This window comes from Streptomyces shenzhenensis (assembly GCF_003688995.1).
Lineage (GTDB): Bacteria > Actinomycetota > Actinomycetes > Streptomycetales > Streptomycetaceae > Streptomyces > Streptomyces shenzhenensis_A.
Genome location: NZ_PENI01000027.1, coordinates 56,517 through 72,229 on the forward strand (window position 1 = coordinate 56,517; position 15,713 = coordinate 72,229).

General features: G+C 70.3%; 14 protein-coding genes and 1 pseudogene. 11 read left to right on the top strand and 4 right to left on the bottom strand.

Features of this window, described 5'->3' with window-relative positions; genetic code table 11:
- Positions 1-279: 279 nt before the first annotated feature.
- From CTZ28_RS32845 to CTZ28_RS32855, 3 genes are all read right to left on the bottom strand, one after another.
- The gene (locus CTZ28_RS32845) at positions 280-1,818 is read right to left on the bottom strand and encodes a GMC oxidoreductase (RefSeq protein WP_121893370.1); all 1,539 of its coding nucleotides are present in this window, start codon (positions 1,816-1,818) and stop codon (positions 280-282) included.
- A gap of 40 nt (positions 1,819-1,858) precedes the next feature.
- On the bottom strand, positions 1,859-3,346 hold the full coding sequence (locus tag CTZ28_RS32850; RefSeq protein WP_259471922.1) for an aldehyde dehydrogenase: 1,488 nt from the start codon (positions 3,344-3,346) through the stop codon (positions 1,859-1,861).
- A gap of 72 nt (positions 3,347-3,418) precedes the next feature.
- Positions 3,419-4,435, bottom strand: a complete 1,017-nt coding sequence (locus CTZ28_RS32855; RefSeq protein ID WP_121893371.1) for a LysR substrate-binding domain-containing protein — start codon at positions 4,433-4,435, stop codon at positions 3,419-3,421.
- A 245-nt stretch (positions 4,436-4,680) separates the two neighbouring features.
- Here CTZ28_RS32855 and CTZ28_RS32860 point away from each other — a divergent pair, with 245 nt between their 5' ends.
- The 11 genes from CTZ28_RS32860 to CTZ28_RS32910 all read left to right on the top strand — a co-directional run bounded on the left by CTZ28_RS32860 (position 4,681) and on the right by CTZ28_RS32910 (position 15,481).
- The gene (locus CTZ28_RS32860; protein WP_121893372.1) at positions 4,681-5,001 is read left to right on the top strand and encodes a hypothetical protein; all 321 of its coding nucleotides are present in this window, start codon (positions 4,681-4,683) and stop codon (positions 4,999-5,001) included.
- Positions 4,998-6,011 (top strand): sugar phosphate isomerase/epimerase family protein, encoded by a 1,014-nt coding sequence (locus CTZ28_RS32865; protein ID WP_121893373.1) that lies wholly within the window; start codon positions 4,998-5,000, stop codon positions 6,009-6,011. Before CTZ28_RS32860 ends, CTZ28_RS32865 begins: the two co-directional genes overlap by 4 nt.
- Positions 6,012-6,085: 74 nt before the next feature.
- Entirely contained in the window at positions 6,086-7,207 is a 1,122-nt protein-coding gene (locus tag CTZ28_RS32870; RefSeq protein ID WP_147481226.1) for an ABC transporter substrate-binding protein, read from the top strand.
- Positions 7,208-8,179 (top strand): ABC transporter permease, encoded by a 972-nt coding sequence (locus CTZ28_RS32875; RefSeq protein ID WP_121893375.1) that lies wholly within the window; start codon positions 7,208-7,210, stop codon positions 8,177-8,179.
- Between the two features lie 4 nt (positions 8,180-8,183).
- Entirely contained in the window at positions 8,184-8,990 is an 807-nt protein-coding gene (locus tag CTZ28_RS32880) for an ABC transporter permease (protein WP_121893376.1), read from the top strand.
- Positions 8,991-8,994: 4 nt separating this feature from the next.
- Complete coding sequence (locus tag CTZ28_RS47325; protein ID WP_183154702.1) at positions 8,995-10,116, top strand: ABC transporter ATP-binding protein; 1,122 nt, start codon at positions 8,995-8,997, stop codon at positions 10,114-10,116.
- Positions 10,113-11,669, top strand: coding sequence for a GMC family oxidoreductase (locus CTZ28_RS32890; RefSeq protein WP_121893377.1), 1,557 nt, complete (start codon positions 10,113-10,115; stop codon positions 11,667-11,669). Before CTZ28_RS47325 ends, CTZ28_RS32890 begins: the two co-directional genes overlap by 4 nt.
- A 222-nt stretch (positions 11,670-11,891) precedes the next feature.
- The gene (locus CTZ28_RS32895) at positions 11,892-13,178 is read left to right on the top strand and encodes a flavin-containing monooxygenase (RefSeq protein WP_121893378.1); all 1,287 of its coding nucleotides are present in this window, start codon (positions 11,892-11,894) and stop codon (positions 13,176-13,178) included.
- 10 nt (positions 13,179-13,188) lie between these two features.
- Positions 13,189-13,659 carry a RidA family protein gene (locus CTZ28_RS32900; RefSeq protein ID WP_121893379.1) on the top strand — a complete coding sequence of 157 codons (471 nt, stop codon included), beginning with the start codon at positions 13,189-13,191 and terminating at the stop codon, positions 13,657-13,659.
- Positions 13,656-14,321 (top strand): DUF1028 domain-containing protein, encoded by a 666-nt coding sequence (locus CTZ28_RS32905; protein WP_121893380.1) that lies wholly within the window; start codon positions 13,656-13,658, stop codon positions 14,319-14,321. The genes CTZ28_RS32900 and CTZ28_RS32905 overlap by 4 nt, the downstream gene beginning before the upstream one ends.
- Positions 14,321-15,481 carry a M20 family metallopeptidase gene (locus CTZ28_RS32910; RefSeq protein ID WP_121893381.1) on the top strand — a complete coding sequence of 387 codons (1,161 nt, stop codon included), beginning with the start codon at positions 14,321-14,323 and terminating at the stop codon, positions 15,479-15,481. The genes CTZ28_RS32905 and CTZ28_RS32910 overlap by 1 nt, the downstream gene beginning before the upstream one ends.
- Positions 15,482-15,556: 75 nt before the next feature.
- Here CTZ28_RS32910 and CTZ28_RS48845 read toward each other — a convergent pair.
- Positions 15,557-15,679: pseudogene (locus CTZ28_RS48845) on the bottom strand (ribosome small subunit-dependent GTPase A); the annotation flags it as partial.
- Positions 15,680-15,713: the final 34 nt, after the last annotated feature.

A 15,713-nucleotide genomic window follows, 5' to 3' on the forward strand; every position in this document is an offset into this window, starting at 1 on the left:
GCCAGCCGTAGGCAGACCCCGAGCGCGTCGGCAGGACGGAGCGCTGGCCCGGTCGGCGCGGGCGAGCCACTGCCGGTCGTGCGCACGCGGTTCGGCCGCGGCCCGCCGGGCAGCATCGGCGTCACCGTCGCCGAGCAGGGCACCGACCAGGACCCGGCCGCCGTACCAGGACCGCTGTCGCTGCCCGGCGTCGGCACGCAGCCAGGGCATCTTCGTAGTCGAGGGGATCGATGTCAGTGAGATCGTCCAGGGCGCCTTTGTTCCACAGGCACGGGTGCCTCAGCCCCGGGTCAGGACGCCCCGGGTGAGCCCGCGGGCCGCTCGGACGGCCGTCACCATGCCGGTCAGCGTCGTGTTGGCCGTCATCGGCGTGGGGATCACGCCGTTGCCGGCGACGAACAGGTTGTCGGTGCCCCAGACTCGGCCGTCGGGGTCACAGACGCTGGTGCCGTCGTCGTGCGGGCCCATGCGGACCGTTCCCGTGTAGTGGAGAGAGGAGCCCGGAGCGAGCACCGCCGAGTCCCGTTCGGGGTCGAAGTCCCCGAGCGCCTGCCCGGCCTGCTGCTGGCACTTCAGCCCGGCGGCGATGGTCTCCCGGTCCTTGTCGCTGTAGGAGAAGCGGACGCGCATCCGCGGCAGGCCCGCGGCGTCCGTCAGGCTGTCCGAGAACTCGACACGGTTCTCGGCCTGCGTCTCGGTCGGGACGTACCAGGACAACTGCACCGAGTACCCGTACGGGGTGCGCAGGTCGGACTCGAGGAGCAGGGAGCTCATGATCTGCCCCTGGAACGGCTGCCGGCTCCCGCTGTGGGGCAGCCAGTGCGAGGCGACACACCACTCGCCGGGCAGCGGAAGCCGCAGCTTGCTCAGGTCGACCGGCACCCGGTCCAAGTCGACGAACACACGGCCACTGACGAAAACGTGCTCGTTGAGATGTCGCCCGAGCGCCGCCGTGCGCACTCCGGAGGCCCACAGCAGCTGCGGGCTGCGCAGCGCGTCCGCACACACCACCACCGCGGACGCCCTGATCTCGTGTTCCTCACCGGTGACGAGGTTGCGTACCAGCGCGCCCGTCGCGCGCTCGCCGTTCATGAGGACTTTCAGGCAGAGCGTGTCGGACAGCAACAGGAAACGGTCGTCCGTGCCATGGCCGATCGGCGGGAAGATGACGCTGGGGCCGGTGCGGCGCAGCACACCGTGCCGGGCGTCCTCCCCCGCGGGCACCGGCTGGATGGCCATCGGCATCGGCTGGACGTGGCGGCCGGGGTCGCTGACGTCGTCGAAGACCTCCCGCAGGCGGGAGACCACCAGATCGCCCGCCTCCGTCGCACCGTAGGGGCAAGGATGGACGTGCAGGAGTTCCTGTGCCCGGGCCAGGTCGGCGTCCCACTCCCGCGGCTCGACGAAGTCGAACACCTCCTGTCCGTAGGGAAGGGGGGTCGCGGCGGTCCAGTGCACGCCCATGCCGCCGGAGTTCCACCCGATGGCGGCGGCCGGCAGTTCGGCGGCGTCCTCGCCGAACGCGCCGAGGTGGTACATGCCGCCGGGCGCGCCGACGACGGTCTCGCCGATGTCGGGCGTGGTCTGGGCGCCGACGTAGAGTGCCTGCGTCCCGGCTTCGACGCGCCGGTTGTAGCGCAGCCACAGCTCCTCGTCCTCGGTGTCGTGCAGGTGCCGGCCTGCCACGCTGCCGATGACCGGGCCCGTGTCGACCATGGTGATGCGTGCGTGCGGGTGCGCGTCGCGCACCGCGCGGGCGACTCCGGCGCCCATGATTCCGCCGCCGATGATGAGGAGGTCGGCATCGGGCTGTGTCATCGGAGTCCTTCCGAGAGGTGGGGCCACACCGGTCCGGCGGTCATGACGCGAACCACGTGGTCTTGAGGCTGGTGTACTTCTCGAGCGAGTGGGCGGACAGGTCGCGGCCGAAGCCGGACTGCTTGACACCGCCGAACGGGGTGACGACGTCGAGCGCGTCGATGGTGTTGACCGACACGGTGCCGACCCGGAGGGCGCGGGAGACCCGCAGGGTGCGGGCCAGGCCGTCGGACCACACGGAGGCCGCGAGTCCGTAGCTGGAGTCGTTGGCGATCCTGACCGCCTCCTCCTCGCGTTCGAAGGTGGTGACCGCGAGGACGGGGCCGAAGATCTCCTCCTGTGCGAGCGCGGAGGCCGGGTCGACGTCGGTGAAGACGGTCGGTTCGACGAAGCACCCACCGGGGAGGCCCTCGACCCGGTGCCCGCCGAGGACCAGCGCGGCCGACTCCTGGCCACGCTCGATGTGGCCCATCACCCGCTCCGCCTGTTCGGGGCTGACCAGCGGGCCGAGCGTGCTGGCCGGGTCGAGCGGGTCTCCCACGACCAGTTCCATGGCACGGGCCGAGACCGCCGCGACGAAGTCCTTCGCGACGGACTTCTCCACCAGCAGCCGGCTGTTGGCGGAGCAGACCTGCCCGGCGCAGCCGAACATGCGGTCCGCGGTCAGCCGGGCCGCGGCGGCCAGATCGGCGGCGTCGGCGAAGACGATGTTGGCGCTCTTGCCGCCGCACTCGGGCCACACCTGCTTGAGGTTGGAGGCGCCGGCGTACTGGAGGTACAGCTTGCCGACGGCGGTGGAGCCGGTGAAGGCGATGCAGTCGACGTCCGGGTGCTCGCCGAGCGCCCGGCCGGCCTCGTGGCCATAGCCGGGCACGACGTTGAGGACGCCGGCCGGCAGGCCCGCCCGGACTGCCAGCAGGCCGAGGCGGATCGCCGACAGCGGTGACTGTTCCGCAGGCTTCAGCACCACGCTGTTGCCCGCGGCGAGCGCCGGGGCGACCTTCCAGATCGCCATCTCCAGCGGGTAGTTCCACGGCACGACCGCGCCGACGACGCCGAGCGGCTCTCGGGTGACGATCGCAAGGTCGCCGGGCGCGGTCGGGGCGACCTCTCCGTAGGTCTTGTCGATCATCTCGGCATACCACTGCAGGATGGCCGCGGCGCCCGGCACGTCGAACTGCGAGGTGTCCGTGATGAGTTTGCCGCCGTCGACCGTGTCCAGCACGGCGAGTTCGTCGGCGTGCTCCAGGACGAGTGCGGCCAGGCGCAGCAGGACGGCCTTGCGTTCGGCGGGCGGGGCGGCGGCCCAGACCCCCGAGTCGAACGCCCGGCGCGCCGAGCGGACCGCGCGGTCCACGTCGGGCGTGTCACCGCGCGCGACTTCGGCGATCGGCCGTCCCGTGGCGGGATTGCGGGTGGTGAAGGTCGCGCCGCTTTCCGCTCCCTCTTCACGGCCGTCCACGACGATCCCGCTCGCGGGAGCGAGCCCTGCGGCCATCCCGTGCCAGTAGGCGCTGTCCTTCGTCACCGGTTCCTCTTTCTTCCGGTTCTGGGTCGGGATCAGTTTCGGGAGGAGCGGTAACAGGGTCAAATAGATTCGTCAGTCTCGATTCATCTGTGATTCAGATGAAGGATGTGTTTGCAACGTGGCCGAAACCTGACGCTCGGTGCCGTGTCGACGACGCGTCCCGGGCCGGGGGACCGACGCGGTCCGTACGGCCACATCGCGGATGATGGCGGAGACCGCGCGGGCCCGCGCGCTCTGCCGCACTCCGCGCAACGAGGCGACCACGACAGGCAGGGACGGCACGTCGTCGGCGATCGACAGCGCGGCCACCGAGTGACCGTCGTAGGTCAGGTCGTGCGCCGGCCGCTGATTGAGTACGGAGAATCCGTGCCCGTGGGCGACCAGGGAGCGGACCGTCTCGTAGCTTCCGGAGCGGTGGCGGATGTCCGGCTCCAGCCCGGCCGACGACAGGACGCGCAGGAAATAGTCGCGGCTGTGGGGCAGGTCGAGGAGGATGAGTTTTTCACGCGCCAGCTCCCGCAGGAAGACCTGTGCGCGCCCGGCAAGGGGATGGCCCGCGGGCAGGATCACGTGCGGCGGCGCCTGGACCACGACCTCGCGTTCGACGGTTTCACCCAGCGCGAAGTCGTAGCTCAGCAGCAGCTCGACGCGGCCCGCGCGCAGCGCCTCCCGGCCGTCCTCGGCATCGACCTCCTCGACCGTGACGTCCAGGTAGGGGTGCGCCGTACGGCACCTGGTGATCAGCTCCGGCAGCAGGAACGGCGCGAGAGTGACGAAGCAGGCGATGCGGACGGTGCCGCGGACCTGATTGTCGACTCCGCGCGCCGAGTCCAGCGCGCCGTCAAGGCTGAGCAGCAGGGCCCGGACGTCTCCGAGGAACTGCAGGCCGGCCGGGGTCAGGACCAGGCCCTTGGAACGCTGGCGAATGAACAGCTGGACCCCCACCTGCTGCTCGAGCTGCGCGATCGCCGCCGAGATGGCGGACTGGGCGACGAAGAAGGCCTGGGCGGCCTCGGTCATGCTGAGCCGCTCGGCCGCCGCGACGAAGTAGCGCAGCTGCGCCAGTGTGATCTCTGGGCGCTTGCTCATCCTGTGCTCCTCCTCCTGTGGCCGCTGCGGGGCACCCCGGAGGCGGTGCACTGTGCCTTCGCCTCGTTACGCCCGCATATCGGCCAGATTGCGGATACAGCTACATCAATAAAACTGATGCAATGCTTCGCATCATCTTGCTTGTCTGATGCGACGTTGACGGCGGAGCATACCCCCCAAGCGGTTGTCGGCCGGTCGGCTCGATCACGTCCGCCCTCTTGTCCTTCGCCCCGAGAAGGTGCCTCTTGACCGACGCCGTCGCGCCGCGGGCTTCCGCCGTCGAGGTCCGCACGATCGACCACATACCGCTCACCGAGCGGCACGGGCACGCCGCACAGGGCGCGCAGATGGGCGTGCCCCAGATGCTGCAGACCCGGGTCCGCTACGGCCGGTTCAGCGTCAACGCGATCGTCTACTACATCCTCGGCGGCGTCTCCTGGATCATCGGCCTCGCGGTGATCTGCCCTCTGTACTACGTCCTCATGCGCCGCACGGCCGGCGTCGGCGCGCACGCGCCGGCCGTGACCGGCGAGCTCTTCGCTCCCGCCACGAAGGTTGCAGAATGACTCGTCAACCCACCGCCCCCGCACCCTCGTTCGGCGTCGACCTGATCACCTTCTTCGACCCCGCCTACTGGGGCCTGGCGGACCGGGCCGCACTCGCCGCCTACGCCGCCGAGCAGCCCGCCGCCTTCTGGCACCGCGTCCTCGACGCCCTGTGCCGGACCGGCATCCAGCAGTTGGAGCTCACCTTCGCCCCGGCCGACCACCGCACGGCACGAGCGGCCTTCGGCTCGGCGCGAGGCTTCGCTGACGAGCTCACCGCACGCGGGCTGGCCCTGGCGTCCGGCTACTTCGGGGACATCGAGCACGCCACCGACATCACGGACGTCGACGTGCAGAAGGGCATCCTGGCCGAGGCCGAACGGTACGCCGCGTTCCTCGCCGAGGCCGGCGGCCGCCACCTCGTCACCGGCCTGCCGATGCGCCGGAACGCGCCCGGCGGCTCGGGTTACGAGCCCGTCGGCCTGCGCGCCGCCGAGCCAGTGGCCGACCTGGTCAACCGGGTCGCGGCCGTCACCGCGCGGCACGGCGTCCGCATGCTGCTGCACACCGAGAGCCACTCGATGATGTGGAACGGCCGGGACGTGGACCTGATGATGCTGCTGACCGACGCTTTCACCGTCGGCCTGTGCCTGGACACCGGGCATGTCGTCCTCTCCGGCTCCGACCCGGTCGCCGTGGCGGCCCGGCAGCTGGACCGCATCGGCCTCGTGCACTGGAAGGACGCCTCCGGCCCGTTCCGCGGGACGCCGCGCATCGACGACGGCATCTTCGACCGGCACCGTGACCACTTCCGGCCGATCGGCGACGGTGCCGTCGACTGGCCGGCGCTCAGCGCCCTGCTGAACCGCCGTGGATTCCAGGAGTGCGTCCTGCTGGAACTCGACGCGGCACCCGATCCGGAAGCGGCGCTGACAGCCGCACGCCGGTATCTGGAGAGCACGGTCGGCGCCGCGCTGCCCGCCTTCGCGCCGCAGGCCCCGGACCGGATGCCGGCCTCGCCGCCCCGGTGACCCCGTACGGGCCACAACCTCCCACTGGTTCTCACCGTTCCGGCTCTCGAGCCCACACCGCCAGGAGTTCAGTCTTGAAGTCAACGCCTTCCTTCCGCACACGCAGACAACGGGACCGTCGCGCGCGGTCCGTCGCCGCCGTGGCGGCGATCGCCGCCGGGGCCCTCACCCTGTCCGCCTGTTCCCTCGGCGCCGGCAGTGCCGGCAGCTCCGGCGGCAAGACCCTCACCGTCGGCATATGGAAGGGCTACGGGGCCGACCTGAGCTGGGTCGCCACCCAGTTCAAGCAGGAGACCGGCGCCTCCCTCAAGTTCGTCTACATCGACTCCGAGCGGAACCTGCTCGACCTGATGAAGAAGGCCGACGGCGGCATCGACGTGGGCCTGCCGAACATCCAGTACATCGGCGACGGCATCGACGGAGAGCTCTTCCACGAGCTCGACACCTCCGAGCTCACCAACTTCGGCCACATCTACCCGCAGTTCGCCGACCGGAAGGAGCTGCGCAAGGACGGCAAGCTCTACGGCATCCCGTGGACCTACGGCTCCACCGGCCTGTTCTACGACGACCGGGTGTTCAAGACGGCGCCGACCTCGCTCAGCGTCCTGTGGGACAGCAAGTACAAGGGCAAGATCGCGGTGAACGACAATGCCACCGTCGAGATCCCGACCGCCGCCCTCTACAAGGGGGAGGACCCGCAGCACCCCGGCCTCGGCACGATCGAGCCGGCTCTGAAGGACCTCAAGGCCAACGCCAAGCTGCTCTACTCCTCCACCGACGACCTGGCCAAGGCGCTCTCCAGCGGCACCGTCGTCGCGGGCATCGGCAACAACGACGCCATCGGCGGCCTGATCGGTTCCGGCCAGACCCACCTGAAGTACACGGTCCCCGAGGAGGGCGCGGTCGGCTGGATCGACAACTGGGCCATCTCCGCGAAGACCAAGAACCTCGGCCTCGCCTATGACTGGCTGAACTACATGACCGGCAGCAAGTTCCTCACCAAGTGGGCCGACACCCCCGAGGACGCCTCCCCGGCGCCGGCCAACCAGAAGGTCGTCGAGTCGCTGGACTCCTCGGTCACCAGCCGGCTGCAGGCCGACCCCGCGAAGATCTCCTCCCTCGCCCTGCAACTGCCCATGCCCACGGCACGCATGCAGTCCTGGGAGGACCTCTGGCAGAAGGTGAAGGCCGGATAGATGACTGCGCCTTCCCCCCTCCGCCGTGTCGGCGGGTCGCCCAGGCGATCCGCCGGCCCGGCGCTGGCCCGCACCGGACTCCTCGCCCCGGGGATCGTCCTGCTCGTGCTGTTCGCCTTCCTGCCCCTGGTGGCGCTCGTGATCACGGGCTTCGTCAACGACCGGTCGCAGCTGACGACCGAGAACTTCGCCCATGTGTTCAGCTCGGGCACCTATCTGCGGCTGCTCGGGCGCACCCTGCTGCTGTCCTTCGCGGTGACCGTCGTCGCCATCGCGCTGGGATGGCCGGCCGCCTGGGCCCTCGCCCGCCATGTGAAACCCGCACGGCGGACGATGATCCTGGGCCTGGTGATCATCCCGTACATCACCTCGCAACTGCTGCTGATCTACGGCTTCCTCACCCTGATCCAGGCCGGCGGCCCGATCTCCTACGTACTCACCCAACTGCATCTGACCGGGCCGCAGGACTCCATCCTGTACACGCCGTGGGCGAACTTCCTGATGCTCGTGTACGAGAGCATGCCCACCGCCGTCCTGGTGCTGTACTCCGCCGCGGAGTCGGTCTCCCCGTCGGTCCTGGAGGCGGCCCGCACCCTCGGGGCGCGCCCGCGCTATGTGTTCACCCACGTCATCTGGCCGCTCAGTGCCCCGATGGTCGTGGTCAACTTCACGCTGACCTTCGTGCAGACCGTCGGTGCCTTCGCCGAGCCCGCCGTCCTCGGCGGTCCCGACGGGCAGATGCTCGGCAACACGATCTCCACGCAGATCTCCTCCGGAGCGAACGACGGCTTCGCCGTCGCGCTGTCGCTGGTGCTCCTGGTGACCAGCCTCCTCGTCGTCGGTGTGGTCACCGCGCTGGTGTCCTGGACGAAACGGGCGCAGAGCGGCGGTCCGACGAACCGGCTCACTGCTCCGCCGCGGCCTCGCACCCGCGCCCGTACCCCCGAACTGACCGTCGCCCGAGAGAGCTGAACCGATGCGACGAAGCACATCCGCCCTGGTGACGAAGGTCTGGCTCTACGCCGTCCTCGTCGTCTTCGCCCTGCCGGTCCTGAGCATGGTCGTGTTGTCGTTGAACGAGTCGCGGTACGGGACATTGCCGTTCCGCTTCTCCCTGCACTGGTACCAGGTGCTGCGCACCGACACCGCGCTGCTCGACGCCCTGTCCACCAGCATCACGCTCGCCACCGAGGTGACGATCGTGTGCGTGGTCGTCGGTACCCTGCTCACCTTCGGGCTGCGCAAGGCACCGATCGCGATCACGCTGCCCGTCAACGGACTGCTCCTCGCCCTGCTGTCCGTGCCTCTGCTGCTCCTGTCGGCCGGACTCCTCTCGGTCTTCGACTGGCTGGGGCTCGGACAGAGCACCACCGCGCTGCTGCTGTCCTCGATCATCACTTCGCTGCCCTTCGTGGTCCTGATCGAGAGAGGCAGGCTGGAGAACCTCAGCCCCGACTACGCCGAGGCGGCACGCTCGCTCGGGGCGGGTCCGGTGCGGACCTTCTTGCTGGTCACCGTGCCGCTGATGGCACCGTCGATCATCGCGGGCGGGATGCTCGCCTTCGTGATCTGCTTCAACAACTTCGCGATCCAGCTGTTCCTGGCGCCCGTCGGGATCTCCACGCTGCCGGTGCAGATCTACTCGATGGTGCGTCTGGGAGTCACCCCCGACGTCAACGCCCTCGGCACTCTCGTCGTCGCCGGCACCGTCCTGATCATCGTCGTCCTGAACTGGCTGACCGGGAACGCGGCCCGCCTCTTCACCACTACCAGAGAGCGCTGAAATCATGGCCACCGTCACGATCTCGGGCGTCAGCAAGTCGTTCAACGGCACCGCCGCCCTCCACCCGCTCGACCTGACGGTCGAGGACGGCAGCTTCTGCTGCATGCTCGGCTCGTCCGGCTCCGGCAAGTCCACGCTGCTGCGCATCATCGCCGGGCTCTCGGACCCCGACACCGGTACGGTCCGCATCGGCGAGCGCGATGTCACCCGCGCGCCCAGCGAGAAACGCAGAATCGGCTTCGTCTTCCAGAACTACGCGCTCTTCCCGCATCTGAGCGTCGGCACCAATGTCGCCTTCGGGCTCCGCGCACGCGGCATCGGCAAGAAGGAGGCCCACACCCGCGCGGACCGCATGCTGGAGCTCGTCGGCCTTGCCGGCTTCGGCAAGCGCACCCCCAAGCAGCTCTCCGGCGGCCAGCAGCAGCGCGTCGCACTGGCCCGCGCGCTGGTCACCGAGCCGGACGTGCTGCTCCTGGACGAACCGCTCAGTGCGCTCGACCGCAAGATCCGCGGGGAGATGCAGGCCGAGCTGAAGCGCATCCACCAAGAGACCGGGCTGACCACGATCATGGTCACGCACGACCAGGAGGAGGCGATGAACCTGGGCGACAGCGTGCTCATGCTCAGCCACGGCCGGGTCCAGCAGTTCGACACCCCCGAGACTCTCTACCGCGAGCCGGCCAACGGCTTCGTCGCGGGATTCCTGGGCGCCGTACCGCTCGGCAACGGGATCATTCGCAAGAAGGACGGGGGGACGGACGCGGGCAGGGCCACGGACACGGCCACGGGCCGTACGGAGATCGAGATCGACGGAACGCGCCTTCGTCTCGCCGCCTCCACCCTGACCGACGGGACGCCCGCGGAGGCGGTCGTGATGGCCGAGCGGGTCGCCCTCACCCCCGCCTCCGAGCGGCCGCGGAACGAGGACGAACACGAGGGGACCGTCACCTCGCTGGACTTCTACGGACCGTTCGCCCGGGCCGAGGCGCGGCTCGGCTCGCTGACCGTCCCCGCCATGATGCTGTCCCAGCACGCCCACTCCATCGAGCCGGAGCAGCGCGTCTGGATCCGGATCGCTCCGGGTGGGCTGCACGCCTACGCCGCGCAGGAGGCCACCCGGTCATGACGACGACTTCTTCCAGCTCCTCCGAGTTCGACTACCTCGTCGTGGGCGGGGGCACCGCCGGCTGCGTCATTGCCTCCCGGCTGTCCGAGGACCCCGACGTGAACGTCGCGCTCCTGGAGTGGGGACCGACCGACCGTCACGAGGCACGCGCCCGCTCCATCCGCCGTTGGGCGGAGATGGTCGAAAGTGATTACGACCTCGACTACCGCAGCGTCCCGCAGGAGCGCGGCAACTCCGCCATCCGGCAGACGCGGATGCGCATACTCGGCGGCTGCTCCACCACCAACACGATGATCGCGTGGCGTCCGCTCGCCTCCGATCTGCGCGAGTGGGTGGAACTCGGCGCCGCAGGCTGGGATCCCGAGACCGTACAGCCCTACTACGACCGGCTGCTGACACCCATTCACCCCGTGGCGCCCGACGACCGCAATCCGTTCGTCGCCGATGTCGTCGCTTCCGCGGCCCGTGCGCTCGGCCTGCCCGTCCAGGACGAGTGGAACGACGGACGGCTCGACGCCGACGCCCGCGGCACCGGTTTCTTCGAGGTGGGCTACACCCCGGAATCCAATCTCCGCTCCTCCACGTCCATTTACTACGTCCACGAACTGGCGGACTCCCGGCCCAATCTTCATGTCGTGACCGGTGCCCGGGCCCGGCGCGTGATCCTGGAACGGAGCACCGGCGGCACCCTGCGGGCGACCGGCGTCGAGCTCGCCGACGGCACGGTCCACACAGCCCGGCGGGAGACGGTCCTCAGCGCCGGCGCGATCGACACCGTCAAGCTGCTGCAGTTGTCCGGCATCGGCCCCTCCGACGTACTCACCGCCGCCGGCGTCGAGGTGCTCGTGGACGCGCCGGGCGTCGGCGGGAACCTGCAGGACCACGCAGAGGGGCTGGTCGTGTGGGAGTCCGTCGCACCACCACCGGCCACAAGCGCGAGCGGCTGGGACGCGGGAGCGATGCTCACCCTCACGGACCGGACGGACGCCCCCGACATCCTCATGCACTTCCCCGTCGAGCCCGTGGTCGACCACCCGCGCGCGCACGGCGTCGAGTTCCCCGAGCACATCGTCTCCATCGCCCCGAATGTGGCCAAGCCCGCGAGCCGCGGCCGGGTGTGGATCGATTCGAACGACATCGACCGGCCGCCGAAGATCGACTACCGCTACTTCACCGACCCGGACGGTCACGACGAGCGGATGCTGCTGGCCGGAGTACGGGCCGCCCGGAAGATCGCTGAGTACGAGCCCCTGCGCTCCTGGCTGGTGCGCGAGGTGTTCCCCGGTCCGGATGTGCAGTCGGACGAGGAGCTGTCGCGAATCGCCCGAGCGACGCACCAGACGGTGTTCCACGTCAGCGGCACCTGCAGGATGGGCGCCGACGACGATCCGTTCGCGGTCGTCGATCCGGACTTGCGAGTTCGGGGCGTCGACGCGCTACGCGTCGCCGACGCGTCGGTCCTTCCCACGCTCACGGCGACCAACCCCGTCGTCACCGTCATGATCGTCGCCGAGCGCACCGCCGATCTGATCAGGGCGGACACGTCGCGCTGAGGCGACAGGACGAAGCGCTCCCGCATCACCTGGGGAGGAGCGCGACCGCCGGCGTGCCCGGACCGCTCGCTGTGCCTGTGGCCGAGTTTCTGTATCTGTGAATCAGATGCATTACAGCAAAAGCATCTATTGGACAGATTCTTGTGTGCGCCCAAGGATATTTCGTGCGGTAGCCCGGTCCACGCGAAATCGGCATGGACTGCCGCCTGAGTGGAGGGTGAAATGCTGAATGAAGAGACGGAAGTAGTGGTCGTCGGGGCGGGTCAGGCAGGTGTGGCGATGAGCGAGCATCTGGGGGCCCATGGTGTGTCGCACATCGTCCTGGAGCGGCATCGGATCGCCGAGCGGTGGCGTTCGGAGCGGTGGGATTCCCTGGTGGCGAACGGACCCGCGTGGCACGACCGGTTTCCGGGGCTGGAGTTCTTCAACGTCGCTGACGACGGCTTTGCCTCGAAGGAGCAGGTCGCGGACTACTTCGTCGCGTACGCCGAGAAGATCGGCGCCCCGGTCCGTACCGGGGTCGAGGTGACCTCGGTGCGCAGGCACTCCGGTCGGCCCGGGTTCCGGGTCGAGACGTCGGAGGGCTCGATCGACGCGCGTTTCGTCGTGGCCGCGACCGGTCCGTTCCAGCGGCCCGTCTTCCCTCCCATCGTCCCGGACGGTGCCGTCCCCGTGCAGTTGCACTCCAGCAAGTACCGCAACCCGGAGCAACTGCCCGAGGGCGCGGTCCTTGTGGTCGGCGCCGGTTCCTCGGGGGTGCAGATCGCCGATGAGCTGCGCCGGTCCGGGCGCCGTGTGTTCCTGTCCGTCGGGCCTCATGACCGTCCGCCCCGGCAGTATCGCGGGCGGGATTTCTGCTGGTGGCTGGGGGTGCTCGGGCGTTGGGACGCGGAGACGCCGCCGCAGGGTGCCGAGCATGTCACCATCGCGGTCAGTGGCGCCCGCGGCGGGCACACGGTGGACTTCCGTGCCCTGGTCGCCGACGGCATCGAGCTGGTCGGCATGACGGCCGCGTACGAGGACGGCGTCCTGCGTTTCGCGCCGGATCTCGCCGCGAACATCGCGCTCGGCGACGCCAAGTATCTGGAGTTGCTGCGGGCGGCCGACGCGTATGTCGGGCGCAACGGGCTCGACCTGCCCGAGGAGCCGGAGGCGCATGTGCTGGGGCCGGACCCGGAGTGCATGACGGACCCTCGGCTGGAGCTGGACCTCGCCGGGGCCGGCGTGACCTCCATTGTCTGGGCGACGGGCTTCGCCGCCGACTACGGGTGGCTGGAGGTGGACACCTTCGACGAGAGGGGCCGGCCGGTGCAGCGGCGTGGGGTGTCCCGCGAGCCAGGTGTGTACTTCCTGGGGCTGCCCTGGCTGTCCCGTCGCGGGTCGAGCTTCATCTGGGGTGTGTGGCACGACGCCCGGTACGTCGCCGACCACATCGCGACCCAGCGGGGCTATCTCGCGTACGGCAGCACCGACCGGTCCGGCGTCGTGCCGGCGGCCCAGAACGTCTGAGGAGCAGCTGATGACCTCCACGAGTGAGGGCCGTCGGGCGAAGGGCCCGATCGTGGCCGGCGGGCACACCCGGATCCGGCCGTTCAACACCCGTGACACCTATCCCGAGCAGAGCCTCGACAACGACCTGTGCCAGGCCGTCGTCGCCGGCAACACCGTGTACGTGCGGGGGCAGATCGGCCAGGATCTCGACACCAGTGAGTCGGTCGGTGTCGGGGACGCCGGGGCGCAGGCCGAGCAGGCCATGGCGAACATCAAGACGCTCCTCGAAGAGGCGGGCAGCCGGATGGAGCACCTGGTCAAGCTGACCGTCTATCTGGTCGACCCGCGCTACCGCGAGGCGGTCTATCGCACCGTGGGCCGCTGGACGAAGGGTGTGCACCCCATCTCGACCGGCCTGGTGGTGTCGGCCCTGGCGCGTCCGGAGTGGCTGTGCGAGATCGACGCCGTCGCCGTGATCCCCGGGGAGGAGCGGGCATGACGTTCTCCCTCGCCGTACGCGACGGCGACCGGTTCGGCATGGTGGCCAGCTCCTCCAGCCCCGCCGTCTTCGCCAGGGTCGGCCACCTGCGGCCCGGCGTCGGCGCCGCGTCCTCGCAGAACGTCACCGACCCCACCCTCGGCACCAGGCTGCTGGAGCGGCTGGCCGAGCACGGCGCTGCGCAGCGCGCGTTGGCCGAGGTCACCGAGGCGGCCGACCACATCGAGTACCGGCAGCTGACCGTGCTGGGCCGGTCCGGTCCGGGGTTCGCGTACACCGGCTCACGCGTCCTGGGCAGGCACGCCTCGGCCACGGCCGACGGCGCGGTGGCGGCGGGCAACATGCTGTCCGGCGAGCACATCCCCGACGTTCTCCTCGACGCCTACGCGCAGGCCACAGGCGAGTTGGAGGAGCGGCTGATCACCGCCCTGAAGGCCGCCGTCGCCGCCGGCGGCGAGGAAGGGCCGGTGTACTCGGCGGGCCTGGCCGTCGTCGCGGACGTCGACTGGCGGGTGACCGACCTGCGCGTGGACTGGGCCGACGATCCCGTCGACCGGCTCGCCGAACTCCTCGACATCTGGCTGCCGCAGCGCGACGACTACGTGCGCCGCGGCCTCGACCCGACCTCCGCGCCCTCCTACGGCGTCCCGGGCGACCTGTGATGGCGCCGCCGGAGGAAGGAGCGCCGACGGGCGCGCTGAAGGAGGCCGCCCGGCGCGAGATCGACCGGCACGCCGAGAACCTGATCCGGCTGTCCGAGCGGCTGCACGCCGACCCGGAGACGGCCTGGGAGGAACACCGGGCGGCCGCGGCCGTACCGGAACTGCTCGACCGCGCCGGGTTCGAGGTGACCTCGTCCTACCTGGGCCTGGACACGGCGTTCCTGGCCCGGTTCGGCAGCGGGCCCGTGCGGATCGCGCTGTGCGCCGAGTACGACGCGCTGCCCGGCCTCGGGCACGCCTGCGGGCACAACCTCATCGCGGCCGGCGCGGTCGGTGCCGCGCTTGGCCTGGCCGCCGTCGCCGACGACGCCGGCCTCACCGTCGAGGTCTACGGCACCCCCGCCGAAGAGGGCGGCGGCGGCAAGATCGAGATGCTCGACCGGGGCGCCTTCACCGGCGTCGACCTCGCGATGATGGTGCACCCCGCGCCGGTCGACGTCGCCGAGGCCCGCCCGTTCGCCGTCACTCACTCACGCATCTCCTACACCGGCAAGTCCGCACATGCCGCGGCCTACCCGGAGACCGGGATCAACGCGGCCGACGCCTTCACGGTGGCCCAGGTCGCCATCGGACTCCTGCGCCAGCAACTGCCGGCCTCGGCCCGCGTGCACGGCGTGGTGACCCACGCCGGGGACGCCCCGAACGCCATCCCGGAGCGGTCGACCGGACGCTGGTACGTACGGGCCGAGACGCTCGCCGAACTGGCCGAGCTGGAGCCACGCGTGATGCGGGCCTTCGAGGCGGGCGCCCTGGCCACCGGCTGCGAGCTGGAGATCGAGCCGGAGAGCAAGCCGTACGCGGAGTTCCGCACGGACGAGACCGCCCTCGGGCACTACCGCGCCAACGCCCTCGCCCTGGGCCGGGAGTTCGCGCCACCGGGCCAGGCGGCCCGCATGAACCGCGCCTCCACCGACATGGGCAACGTCTCCCAGGCGGTACCGGCCATCCACCCCTACATCGGCATCGGCTCCCTGCCCGCCACCAACCACCAACACGAGTTCGCCGCGCACTGCGTGGGCGACACGGCACAGCGAGCGCTCCTCGACGGAGCGATCGCACTGGCCTGGACCGGAGTGGACCGCGGCGCGGCGGGCGGGTGAGCCACGGTGTGAGGCATCCGCTTGTGACCTCGGACGCCCCTTCGCGAAAGCCCGAGGTCAGGCGACGCTCCCGTGCGACGCACAGACGACGACGTGATCGATGTTGGCGGCCAGCACCTGCCCGTCGGAACGCTTGGACGAGGTCGACCGGACGCTGCTGCCCCGGCGTACCGCTCCACGCGCAACGCGCGGTTCTCCGGTCTCGCCACCGGACGCCATGCAACACCTGCCC

Bases quoted from the DNA above. Each gene is read 5' to 3' on its own strand.
- CTZ28_RS32900 (WP_121893379.1), top strand. From the start codon at position 13,189: ATGACCTCCACGAGTGAGGGCCGTCGGGCGAAGGGCCCGATCGTGGCC.
- CTZ28_RS32910 (WP_121893381.1), top strand. From the start codon at position 14,321: ATGGCGCCGCCGGAGGAAGGAGCGCCGACGGGCGCGCTGAAGGAGGCC.
- CTZ28_RS32905 (WP_121893380.1), top strand. From the start codon at position 13,656: ATGACGTTCTCCCTCGCCGTACGCGACGGCGACCGGTTCGGCATGGTG.
- CTZ28_RS32895 (WP_121893378.1), top strand. From the start codon at position 11,892: ATGCTGAATGAAGAGACGGAAGTAGTGGTCGTCGGGGCGGGTCAGGCA.
- CTZ28_RS32875 (WP_121893375.1), top strand. From the start codon at position 7,208: ATGACTGCGCCTTCCCCCCTCCGCCGTGTCGGCGGGTCGCCCAGGCGA.
- CTZ28_RS47325 (WP_183154702.1), top strand. From the start codon at position 8,995: ATGGCCACCGTCACGATCTCGGGCGTCAGCAAGTCGTTCAACGGCACC.
- CTZ28_RS32845 (WP_121893370.1), bottom strand. From the start codon at position 1,818: ATGACACAGCCCGATGCCGACCTCCTCATCATCGGCGGCGGAATCATG.
- CTZ28_RS32890 (WP_121893377.1), top strand. From the start codon at position 10,113: ATGACGACGACTTCTTCCAGCTCCTCCGAGTTCGACTACCTCGTCGTG.
- CTZ28_RS32855 (WP_121893371.1), bottom strand. From the start codon at position 4,435: ATGAGCAAGCGCCCAGAGATCACACTGGCGCAGCTGCGCTACTTCGTC.
- CTZ28_RS32865 (WP_121893373.1), top strand. From the start codon at position 4,998: ATGACTCGTCAACCCACCGCCCCCGCACCCTCGTTCGGCGTCGACCTG.
- CTZ28_RS32880 (WP_121893376.1), top strand. From the start codon at position 8,184: ATGCGACGAAGCACATCCGCCCTGGTGACGAAGGTCTGGCTCTACGCC.